Below are 10,083 nucleotides of genomic sequence, written 5' to 3' on the forward strand. Positions count from 1 at the left end.
CGCAGGTGGTTACCAAAAGGGACCAAAGAAACAACTCCCAAAGAAGTCGCTTTTATTGAAAATTGGATAAACAATTATCCTAAAAAATGTTTGGACTACAAGTCACCAAAGGAATTTCTTAGTGGTGGCTAATTTCAACTTGAAATTTAGCTAGAGGGAAGGAAAGTGAGGTGATATATAGCATGGCAATCCCAAAGTATCAACAAATTAAAGATGAACTCAAGCACAAGATTATCTCTGGACAATTTGAAAATGGAGATAAATTTTATACAGAGGCCGAATTGATTGATATGTATAATGTTAGTTCAATTACGGTTGTCCGTGCCTTGAACGACTTGGCAAAAGATGGTTACATCGTCCGCCAACAGGGAAAAGGTACCTTTGTATCCCGCGCTGGTAATCACAAACTCATCGAATATTCTGATGCTGATTTTCTTGAGGATAAAGTCGATGAAGTGACAGTCTTATCCATCACACGGGATAACAATCCAGAGTTCATCGCAAAACTTGGACTTGGTCCAATGCATTACTACTATAAGATCGAACGGATACGTACAGCGGATGGTACCCCTTATGTTTTCCATGAATCTTATATCCCGGAGCAGTATATCAATGCCAATTATCCGGATGTAAATTACTACAGCTCTATCTACGATCGGTTTAAATTTGACTACCATATTCATCTCAATGATGAAAAATTTGAAGAAACAACGGAAATTCTCTTTCCAACAGAAGCTGCAATTAGCAAACGTCTAGAGGTCGCAGAAGAGTTTCCAACTGTCCTTCAAATCAAAACCACACGCCTTGAATCTACTGGTCAAATTTTAGAATACCGTAAAACCTACAAACGTGGTGACTACTTTAAGTTCACCCTCCTATCACGGAATCAATAATAGTGATGATAAATGATAAACAATAAACATTCAAAAAGGCCTACTTCTCACCCAGGAGAAGCAAGGCCTTTTTTGTTAGAGTCCCAAACGATTAAAAATAGCTTCAACTCCGCTGGTGTAATAGTCTGGGTTAAAGACTTCATCAATTTCCGCTGGAGTGAGGTAAGAAGTGATGGCAGAATCTTCTAGTAGCAACTGTTTAAAATCAACCTGTTGGTCCCAGGCCTCAGCCGTTTTGGGCTGAACCAAGTCATAGGCGGCTTCCCGCGTCATTCCCTTTTCAATTAAAGATAATAAAACACGCTGGCTATAAATCAAACCAAAGGTTGCGTCCATGTTCCGGCGCATATTATCAGGGAAGACCGTCAAGTTCTTAACGATGTTCCCAAAACGGTTGAGCATGTAATCCACAAGAATGGTTGAATCCGGAGCGATGATCCGCTCTGCTGAAGAGTGAGAAATATCCCGCTCATGCCAAAGCACAACATCCTCCATGGCTGTCACCATATGTCCCCGCAAGACACGGGCCAATCCGGTCATGTTCTCAGAGCCAATCGGGTTGCGTTTATGAGGCATGGCTGAACTACCTTTTTGCCCCTTGGCAAAGAACTCCTCCACCTCACGTTGCTCCGACTTCTGGAGGCCACGAATCTCGGTTGCCATACGTTCAATCGAAGTCGCAATCAGAGCTAGACAATTAAAGTAATCCGCATGCAGATCCCGTGGCAGAACCTGAGTGGAAATTTCCTGCGGTCGAATGCCTAAACACTCGCAGACATACTCCTCCACAAAGGGTGGAATGTTCGCAAAGTTCCCAACCGCACCAGAAATTTTACCAGCTTCAACACCCTTAGCGACTGCCTCAAAACGCTCCATGTTCCGCTTCATCTCACTGTACCAAGTTGCCAGTTTCAAGCCAAAAGTCGTTGGCTCCGCATGAACACCATGGGTCCGCCCCATCATAATGGTATATTTATGCTCCCGCGCCTTATCGGCAATAATATTGGTAAAGTTTTCGAGATCACGGCGAATAATATCGTTAGCCTGCTTATACAGATAACCGTAAGCTGTATCCACCACATCTGTTGAAGTCAAGCCAAAGTGGACCCACTTACTTTCCTCACCCAGAGACTCTGATACGGCCCGAGTAAAGGCCACCACATCATGGCGAGTTTCCTGCTCAATCTCCAAAATTCGCGCCACATCAAAGCTAGCCTTCTCGCGCAACAGGGCCACATCTTCCTTGGGAATCTCCCCCAACTCAGCCCAGGCCTCAGCCGCTAAAATTTCCACCTCTAACCAAGCCTGATACTTATTTTCCTCAGACCAAATGGCTCCCATTTCAGGTCGCGTATACCGTTCTAACATAGGTTCCTCCTCCAAGTGTTCTCTTACCAGTTTACCTTATTTACAACTTTTTCTCCAGTCATTCCGAATGAATAGAAAAAGACTCCGGGAGGTGCCCATGTATCCAGTAACCCCTATTCAAGCAGCGATCCAGCCCAACCAATCCGTCCAGATCACCCCTGTAACTGCCCAGCAGGTCGAGCTTCTTTTCCCTATGGTCAAACAAGAAGGACCTCTGACCCTGCACATCTAAGCTAGTCAAGATCCAAAGAGCTGGCACTACTATCCCCTACCAGAAACCAAGCAGACTCCAAGGCTAAGCTTAAACCTCAAAGACTTCCCCTCACAGGCTGGTCCCTACACCTACCAACTCAGAACTAGCCAGGGACAGATTCTCCAAAGTGGAAGCTTAGCCCTCCCTGCAAACCCAAACCAAGATTTCAAACCCCGGACCCAGTTTTCCCCTGCTCAACTGGATCAAGGACTCCTGCTCTTTCAGCTGAAACCTGCACCAGCCAGTCCAGCCATTAAGCAAGCTCGCTTGCAGATTAGACAAGACCACCAAGAGCCCAAGACCTACCCTCTAAGCCTAGAAAATACAGCTGGAAGTTTCCAAACCACGATTGATCTCAACCAAGAACTAGCTGGGAGTCCCATCCAAGCCCAGATTGAAATCAGCTTTGATCAAGGACAAAGCCAAGTCTACCCATTGGCTGACTACCAAATCCCACTCGACAAACTAAAACCACAAGTCCAAGTCCAGCAGGAAGATCGGACTCTGCATGTAGTAATCTCCAGAGCTCAGACTCTGGAACAAGCCCAGCTTCTCCTGAATCATCAAGCCTATCCCCTGCAACAAATCAGTCCAGCCCTCTACCAGCTGAGCTTGGACCTGCCCACTACTGAGACAGCTGACATCCAACTCCAGGCCTTCCAACAGGGTCATGAACAAATTCTCTACCGTAAGACCTTTCAACCAGTCCCTAGCTTCAATCAACCACCGGAGACCTCAACAAATACAGCGGATCCCTTTCCCGCTATCTACCCCGCACCCACCTATCCCGTCGGCCAATGCACCTGGGGTGTCAAACGCTTAGTCCCCTGGGTTGGTGACTGGTGGGGTAACGGTGGCCAATGGGCCCAGTCTGCCCAAGCCCTCGGTTTTGCCACTGGCTCAGAACCCCGCGTCGGTGCCATCGCCTGCTGGGACGATGGCAGCTACGGCCACGTAGCCCTGGTCACCCACGTTAATTCCACCCAAGCCATCCAGGTCAAAGAAGCCAACTATAACGGTCAGGGAAGTATCCGCAACTATCGTGGCTGGTTTGACCCCAGCCGCGGCTGGGGTCAGTTGACCTATATTTACCCGCCGGGGAGATAATATAAAAAGGTTTTTGGGATTCCATCCCAAAAACCTTTTTATAACGTCCTATTCTTTCTCAACCTGATCAGCTTGGAAAACTTCCTTGGCTTGGTCAACAATCTGACTCTCCAGAATGGAGGCAACCTGTTTGATTGTGTAGTAAATCGACTTGGCATCACTGGAACCATGGGCCTTAACAACGGGAGCCTTCACACCAAAAAGCATGGCTCCTCCAGCTTCAGTATAGTCCAGACTTTGACGCATTACTTGAAGACTCGGTTTCAACAACCAGGCTCCCAGCTTGGCCCGTAGTCCTCCAGCTAAAATAGTCGATTTTAACTGGCTAAGAATACCCAAGGCTGTTCCCTCCATCGTCTTGAGGACTGCATTGCCCGTAAAACCATCTGTCACAACAACATCCGCTACCTGGCTCATCAAATCCCGAGCTTCTACATTACCAATAAAGTTCAAATCTTCTCGAGCTGCCAGCAGCTCGTAAGCCTCCTTCCGCAAGGAGTCTCCCTTACCAGCTTCTGAGCCATTATTCAGCAAACCAACTCGAGGATTCTGGATTCCTCGAACCTGACTAGCATAGAAAGAGCCCATTAGGGCATACTGTTCCAGGTGTTTGGGACTACTCTCCGCATTGGCTCCTAGATCCATCATCACAAACCCTTGCCCATTTTGACTGGGAAGCGTCGTCAGCAAACCTGGCCGGTCAATTCCTTTGATCCGGCCGATAATAAAGAAAGCAGCCGCGAGAAGGGCACCGGTATTACCAGCAGATAAAAGGGCATCCGCCTGGCCATCCTTAACTGCCTTAGCCGCCAAGACCATGCTGGCATCCTTTTTGCGCCGAATAGCCCGCGTTGGCTCATCATCCCCTTCAATTTTTTCCTTAGTATGAACAATCTCGATCCGATCAGCATTCTCAATCAGCGGTAAGATCTGCTCTTGATCCCCGTACACCTGAAATTCCACATCGGATAGCTCATCCCGAGCTCTCAAAACACCTTCAATAATGGCCTGAGGCGCAGCATCGCCCCCCATAGCATCAATGGCAATACGTTTCATTTTCTCTCCTTCAACAAACTCCCCCACTCATCTAGGGAATCTAGAAATTTCTTGGCCTTCAATTGAATGCCGACATATTCTTGGTAAAAAGTATCAAGAGTCTGACGTAAGTCAGCCTTGGTTTCTTTGGATAAACGGATACTCTCTAATTCCTCCAGGGAAACAGCCTGAAACCGCTCTAAAAGAAAGAGGCAGTTAGGCTTGAAATGCGCCCGATGAACATCCTGCTCATAATGGTCCGGGCACAGTACCCCATCATAGACAAAACTATAATCAAAAGGAAGCCCTGACCGATGGCAAAAACAACATTCCGACAGCACCAGACGAGTCCCAAACCGATCTAAAATCTGCATTTCAAAAATCAAGGTCAAGACCTCATAATCCAAACCTGCTTCCATCAAGTCCAAAGTCTTGGTAACAAATTGAAAAAGGGCTGGATCTGCTTGCCCATCCTGAATACTAGCATCCGCCAAAGCCAATACATAGGAAGCATAAGCCAAGGAATAGATATCTCCCTGAATCTTCGGATAGGCCATCTCGACACTGACTTCATCAATATAACCCAAGCCCTCCTGCCGCAACTTAAAAATATAATCTCCAACAACCAAGGGCTGGATCTGAGCCAAACGCTGGGACTTCTCTACATTGCGGACAAAAAACATCCGCTTCCCAGCCTTCTCTGTAAAAATTTTAACCAGACGATCCTTTTCCCGATAGGGACGATTGTAAAGAACCAAGCCCCTGGACTGAACTGTCTCCATCAGACATCCACCTTAATCCTATACTCTTTTAGTTTATAACTACCTTAGCTCATCCTGCTGTCCCACTTTGAGGGGGGAGACAAAAGTCTAACCCCATTGACTTTGATTAACAAAATGCCTTTGACGCAGTAGCTGATTGGGTCTAACAGCATTGTATGCTGTTAGAGAGTACCAAATCTTGTTTGCGAAGCAAACTCCAATCATTCGCTTTCTTAATTTTAGGCTCATGCTAAAAAGATCCAATGGATCTTTTTACTCCCACTCCCCTCAGCAAACTCGAAAAAACTATAAAAGGCTGGGACAGATGTCCTAGCCTTATTGTATTCATTCACAAAAACATTTTAAGCCAATGATTGATAACTATTTGTTTTTGTTCAAGGCAAACAAACTAGACAACGGACGTTTCTCATGAATCCGAATAATAGCCTCTGCCAACAGATTTGCCGTTGAAATCTGAACAATCTTATCAATCAAGCGATCTTCTGGGAGATCAATCGTATCCAAAACAACCAACTTCTTAATGGCTGAATTTTGAATATTATCCATCGCTGGGCCTGATAATACTGGGTGAGTACAGCTCGCATAAACTTCAACTGCTCCCGCTTCTTGTAAGGCATCTGCAGCATGAGCAATCGTACCAGCCGTATCAATCATATCATCAATGAGGATACAAGTCTTCCCTTCAACCTTCCCGATAATGTTCATGACTTCACTGGTATTCATCTTATCAACAGAACGCCGTTTGTCAATAATGGCAATCGGAGTTCGTAAAAACTCAGCCAATTTCCGAGCCCGAGTCACTCCCCCATGGTCTGGACTGACAACAACATAGTCATCCCCAACCATTCCCCGACGTTCGAAGTAATCTGCAATTAGTGGCGCCCCCATCAAGTGGTCCACGGGAATGTCAAAGAATCCCTGGATTTGAGCGGCATGCAAATCAATAGTCAAGAGACGGTTAACCCCTGCCACCTGCAGCATATCTGCCACAAGCTTGGATGTAATCGGCTCCCTAGCTCGTGCTTTCCGGTCCTGACGGGCATAGCCATAATAAGGCATAACCACGTTCACAGATTCTGCACTCGCCCGTTTCAAAGCATCTACCAAAATCAGAATTTCCATGAGATTGTCATTTACAGGTGAGCTCGTTGATTGAAGAATATAAACATGTTTCCCACGAATTGATTCCTCAATATTTACTTGGATCTCCCCATCTGAAAACTGACGCACACTGGATTTTCCCAATTCCATACCAATCGCAGCTGCCACACGCTTAGCCAGGTCCTGATTTGACGACAGAGCAAATAATTTTAAATCAGAAAAAGACATGATTCCCTCCGCATTTTTTTCCCTTCTTATATTTTAAACCTTTTCAACTCTTTTTTCAATCGAAATCAAGATTTGGCTAGGAAAAAACGAAAGAGGGGAGTTACCAATAAACTTAAAAGGAGGTTGACCGCTAAACTCGGCGCCAAACTTAGGGCCACAAAATCCGTCCAATCCAGGCTGACCATTCCCATCAAGGTTGCAGCCCCAAAGTACAGGCCTTCAAACAGACTAATCAACAAAACAGTTGCCAATAAGATCGTCCAGATATTCCGTAAAAATAAACGGTTAAAACTGGTTACAAACAAAACACAGAGGGGAAGCAGAACCAAGAGAACTCCTAGGGAATGGAAAATATAGCTATCCAAAAGCAAACCGGCAATCAAACTTGCCCCTAATAAAGCAAAGGTTGAGAAAAAGACCGAAGCAAATAGCAGAAATAGCAAGCTACCATGAACAACAGGATACCAATGATTGGGAATTAGATAGGACACAAAAAGGGACAATTGTTGATCTACAAACCAGAGAAAGAGAAAGAAACCAAGGATTTGAAGAAGATTCCAAACTGCTTTCATTATTGACCCACCACACTGACTGTTGAAAAATCCAGACTAGTTGCCGATAGTTTTACATAGACTTCCCGCTCCAGATTATGACTATTTTGTTTACTCGACTCAACTTGACCCAAGGGAATGTCCTTGACTGGCATATTACCCAGACCAGAAGTCATCACTCGTGCTCCTTTAGGAATCTCATCACCAGCATTTAACTGACTGACTGTGACCAATTCCTGCACGGAATCATAGGACTTAATAATCCCAAAAATATCTTTGGATCCTGTGTTAATTTTAACGGGAATTGGCAGCGATTCCTGCTTGGAAGTGAGCAGGGCCACAACACTGGTATCCTCAGACACCTCTAAAACCTGACCTACAAGTCCTCCATGCGCCACGACATACATGTTCTCAACCAAACCCTCTTTGGATCCCTTATCAATCAGCAAACGATTGGCCCAAGTAGCCGGTAGACGATCGATTACTGCTGCCTGGATCACTTTGCGGTCCTTGAACTGCGACTGCAAACCTAACTGTTGCCGCAATTCTTCATTCTCTTTTTTTAAAGACTCGACTTGGTTGACTTCCTCATCCATGGCATAAAGCCGCTGCTTCAAGTCCTTGTTTTCTTCATAAGCATAAAACAAATTGGAAAAATCGACCTCAGCCTGCCGTAACAGCCCAAAGGGCTGATGTAGAATCCGGCTCAAAAACGAAACAGCTCGATTGGTCTGCTGAACAACCACAGAAGGGTAAGAAAAAAACAGTAATCCCAAGACTAGAATCGAAACTAAACCTGTAAGGAGAACTGTCTTTGACATGCGAAATTTTTTCATAGATTCACCACTAAAAAAGGATAAAATAAGAAGGTTAGGATTACATCCCAACCTTACTTCACAACGGAGAATGGGGGATTCGAACCCCCGCGCCGGTTACCCGACCTAACGATTTAGCAAACCGTCCTCTTCAGCCTCTTGAGTAATTCTCCTATGGGCACGAGTGGACTCGAACCACCGACCTCACGCTTATCAGGCGTGCGCTCTAACCACCTGAGCTACGCGCCCAAGTCTATGACTTGGAAATTATAGTTGAACTTTCGTTCAAAGCGGGTGACGAGAATCGAACTCGCGACAACAGCTTGGAAGGCTGTAGTTTTACCACTAAACTACACCCGCTTATGCTAAAAAGAAATGGCGCGAGACGGAATCGAACCGCCGACACATGGAGCTTCAATCCATTGCTCTACCAACTGAGCTACCGAGCCAAATTGCGGGAGCAGGATTTGAACCTACGACCTTCGGGTTATGAGCCCGACGAGCTACCGAGCTGCTCCATCCCGCGCTATTAACAAATAAGGAGGATGTGGGATTCGAACCCACGCACGCTTTTACACGCCTGACGGTTTTCAAGACCGTTCCCTTCAGCCGGACTTGGGTAATCCTCCACAAATGGACCTTGTAGGACTTGAACCTACGACCACTCGGTTATGAGCCGAGAGCTCTAACCAGCTGAGCTAAAGGTCCAAGCAAGATCAAATATTAAAATAGCGGCGAAGGGGATCGAACCCCCGACCTCCCGGGTATGAACCGGACGCTCTAGCCAGCTGAGCTACACCGCCATATCGGGAAGACAGGATTCGAACCTGCGACACCTTGGTCCCAAACCAAGTACTCTACCAAGCTGAGCTACTTCCCGTAGATATAAACCAGGTTGTACCTCAGCTGTAGAGTACTTGCAAGGAGGATTTTTCCAAAATCCTTATCCCCAACCTCAAAGCTTCGCTTTGAGCTCTACCAATCTAAGCTACTTCCCGTAGTTATAAATTAGGTTCTATCTTTCTAAGATACTCCCTATTTAAATTTAATGCACCCTAGAGGAGTCGAACCTCTAACCGCCTGATTCGTAGTCAGGTACTCTATCCAGTTGAGCTAAGGATGCCCATTTGCCGAGGACCGGAATCGAACCGGTACGATCGAAATGATCGCAGGATTTTAAGTCCTGTGCGTCTGCCAGTTCCGCCACCCCGGCGCCAAAGCGAACGACGGGATTCGAACCCGCGACCCCCACCTTGGCAAGGTGGTGTTCTACCACTGAACTACGTTCGCAATCCTCTAATGCCGGCTACATGACTTGAACACGCGACCCTCTGATTACAAATCAGATGCTCTACCAACTGAGCTAAGCCGGCTTATTACTATATATGCGGGTTAAGGGACTTGAACCCCCACGCCCGAAAGCGCCAGATCCTAAATCTGGTGCGTCTGCCAATTCCGCCAAACCCGCATATGACCCGTGCTGGGCTCGAACCAGCGACCCATTGATTAAAAGTCAATTGCTCTACCAACTGAGCTAACGAGTCTTGTCTCTTTTCAAACTTCAAACTGTATACCATACTGTTTGAACGGTCCCGACGGGAATCGAACCCGCGATCTTCGCCGTGACAGGGCGACGTGATAACCGCTACACTACGGGACCTGTACTTTCGTACAATGGGAGTTAACGGGATCGAACCGCTGACCCTCTGCTTGTAAGGCAGATGCTCTCCCAGCTGAGCTAAACTCCCCTTTAGCTAAGCGACTACCATATCTCACAGGGGGCAACCCCCAACTACTTCCGGCGTTCTAGGTCTTAACTTCTGTGTTCGGCATGGGAACAGGTGTATCTCCTAGGCTATCGTCACTTAACTCTATTTTAAGCTTTTTCCACGATGACTTTGTCATCTTCTTCTCCATAATCCCTAGATTAATGGCGAATCGATTCCTCGT

At 46.4% G+C, this 10,083-nt stretch carries 9 protein-coding genes, 17 tRNA genes, 1 rRNA gene and 1 pseudogene; 4 read left to right on the forward strand and 24 right to left on the reverse strand.

Annotated features, from left to right (window positions below; genetic code table 11):
• A pseudogene (locus HZY94_RS10095) lies at positions 1-132 on the forward strand (IS30 family transposase); the annotation flags it as partial.
• Between the two features lie 50 nt (positions 133-182).
• The gene (locus HZY94_RS10100; RefSeq protein ID WP_179926002.1) at positions 183-893 is read left to right on the forward strand and encodes a GntR family transcriptional regulator; all 711 of its coding nucleotides are present in this window, start codon (positions 183-185) and stop codon (positions 891-893) included.
• Between the two features lie 75 nt (positions 894-968).
• On the opposite strand, the gene purB is transcribed toward HZY94_RS10100, so the two are convergent.
• On the reverse strand, positions 969-2,261 hold the full coding sequence (gene purB, locus HZY94_RS10105) for an adenylosuccinate lyase (RefSeq protein ID WP_179926003.1): 1,293 nt from the start codon (positions 2,259-2,261) through the stop codon (positions 969-971).
• A 97-nt stretch (positions 2,262-2,358) separates the two neighbouring features.
• On the opposite strand from purB, the gene HZY94_RS10640 reads away from it, so the two are divergent.
• Together HZY94_RS10640 and HZY94_RS10790 are read left to right on the forward strand one after the other, a co-directional pair.
• Positions 2,359-2,493 carry a hypothetical protein gene (locus tag HZY94_RS10640; protein WP_257151926.1) on the forward strand — a complete coding sequence of 45 codons (135 nt, stop codon included), beginning with the start codon at positions 2,359-2,361 and terminating at the stop codon, positions 2,491-2,493.
• Positions 2,494-2,781: 288 nt separating this feature from the next.
• Positions 2,782-3,621, forward strand: a complete 840-nt coding sequence (locus tag HZY94_RS10790; RefSeq protein WP_373683193.1) for a CHAP domain-containing protein — start codon at positions 2,782-2,784, stop codon at positions 3,619-3,621.
• A gap of 48 nt (positions 3,622-3,669) precedes the next feature.
• Here the strand turns inward: HZY94_RS10790 and plsX are convergent, their stop codons facing one another.
• The 23 genes from plsX to rrf form a co-directional block, all read right to left on the reverse strand.
• Positions 3,670-4,677 (reverse strand): phosphate acyltransferase PlsX, encoded by a 1,008-nt coding sequence (plsX, locus tag HZY94_RS10115; RefSeq protein ID WP_179926004.1) that lies wholly within the window; start codon positions 4,675-4,677, stop codon positions 3,670-3,672.
• Positions 4,674-5,438, reverse strand: coding sequence for a DNA repair protein RecO (gene recO, locus HZY94_RS10120; RefSeq protein ID WP_179926005.1), 765 nt, complete (start codon positions 5,436-5,438; stop codon positions 4,674-4,676). Before recO ends, plsX begins: the two co-directional genes overlap by 4 nt.
• Positions 5,439-5,798: 360 nt before the next feature.
• Positions 5,799-6,767 carry a ribose-phosphate diphosphokinase gene (locus tag HZY94_RS10125; RefSeq protein ID WP_160332121.1) on the reverse strand — a complete coding sequence of 323 codons (969 nt, stop codon included), beginning with the start codon at positions 6,765-6,767 and terminating at the stop codon, positions 5,799-5,801.
• A 65-nt stretch (positions 6,768-6,832) separates the two neighbouring features.
• Positions 6,833-7,339 (reverse strand): rod shape-determining protein MreD, encoded by a 507-nt coding sequence (gene mreD, locus HZY94_RS10130; RefSeq protein ID WP_179926006.1) that lies wholly within the window; start codon positions 7,337-7,339, stop codon positions 6,833-6,835.
• A complete protein-coding gene (mreC, locus tag HZY94_RS10135; protein ID WP_179926007.1) occupies positions 7,339-8,139 on the reverse strand; it encodes a rod shape-determining protein MreC in 801 nt (266 codons plus the stop codon). The genes mreD and mreC overlap by 1 nt, the downstream gene beginning before the upstream one ends.
• A gap of 79 nt (positions 8,140-8,218) precedes the next feature.
• A tRNA-Ser gene (locus tag HZY94_RS10140) sits at positions 8,219-8,306 on the reverse strand.
• A 2-nt stretch (positions 8,307-8,308) separates the two neighbouring features.
• Positions 8,309-8,382, reverse strand: a tRNA-Ile gene (locus tag HZY94_RS10145).
• A gap of 40 nt (positions 8,383-8,422) precedes the next feature.
• Positions 8,423-8,493: transfer RNA gene (locus tag HZY94_RS10150), tRNA-Gly, on the reverse strand.
• Between the two features lie 16 nt (positions 8,494-8,509).
• A tRNA-Phe gene (locus HZY94_RS10155) sits at positions 8,510-8,582 on the reverse strand.
• 3 nt (positions 8,583-8,585) lie between these two features.
• A tRNA-Met gene (locus HZY94_RS10160) sits at positions 8,586-8,659 on the reverse strand.
• Positions 8,660-8,672: 13 nt separating this feature from the next.
• A tRNA-Ser gene (locus HZY94_RS10165) sits at positions 8,673-8,762 on the reverse strand.
• 5 nt (positions 8,763-8,767) lie between these two features.
• A tRNA-Ile gene (locus tag HZY94_RS10170) sits at positions 8,768-8,841 on the reverse strand.
• Between the two features lie 21 nt (positions 8,842-8,862).
• Positions 8,863-8,936 (reverse strand) — tRNA-Met (locus HZY94_RS10175).
• Between the two features lie 3 nt (positions 8,937-8,939).
• A tRNA-Pro gene (locus tag HZY94_RS10180) sits at positions 8,940-9,013 on the reverse strand.
• A 169-nt stretch (positions 9,014-9,182) separates the two neighbouring features.
• A tRNA-Arg gene (locus HZY94_RS10185) sits at positions 9,183-9,256 on the reverse strand.
• Positions 9,257-9,261: 5 nt separating this feature from the next.
• Positions 9,262-9,346: transfer RNA gene (locus tag HZY94_RS10190), tRNA-Leu, on the reverse strand.
• A 5-nt stretch (positions 9,347-9,351) separates the two neighbouring features.
• Positions 9,352-9,423, reverse strand: a tRNA-Gly gene (locus tag HZY94_RS10195).
• 10 nt (positions 9,424-9,433) lie between these two features.
• Positions 9,434-9,506, reverse strand: a tRNA-Thr gene (locus tag HZY94_RS10200).
• 13 nt (positions 9,507-9,519) lie between these two features.
• A tRNA-Leu gene (locus HZY94_RS10205) sits at positions 9,520-9,601 on the reverse strand.
• 3 nt (positions 9,602-9,604) lie between these two features.
• Positions 9,605-9,677, reverse strand: a tRNA-Lys gene (locus HZY94_RS10210).
• Positions 9,678-9,720: 43 nt separating this feature from the next.
• Positions 9,721-9,793, reverse strand: a tRNA-Asp gene (locus HZY94_RS10215).
• Positions 9,794-9,808: 15 nt separating this feature from the next.
• A tRNA-Val gene (locus tag HZY94_RS10220) sits at positions 9,809-9,881 on the reverse strand.
• A gap of 5 nt (positions 9,882-9,886) precedes the next feature.
• Positions 9,887-10,002 (reverse strand): 5S ribosomal RNA (gene rrf, locus HZY94_RS10225).
• Between the last annotated feature and the right edge of the window lie 81 nt (positions 10,003-10,083).

This window comes from Streptococcus danieliae (assembly GCF_013415245.1).
GTDB classification, from domain to species: domain Bacteria; phylum Bacillota; class Bacilli; order Lactobacillales; family Streptococcaceae; genus Streptococcus; species Streptococcus danieliae_A.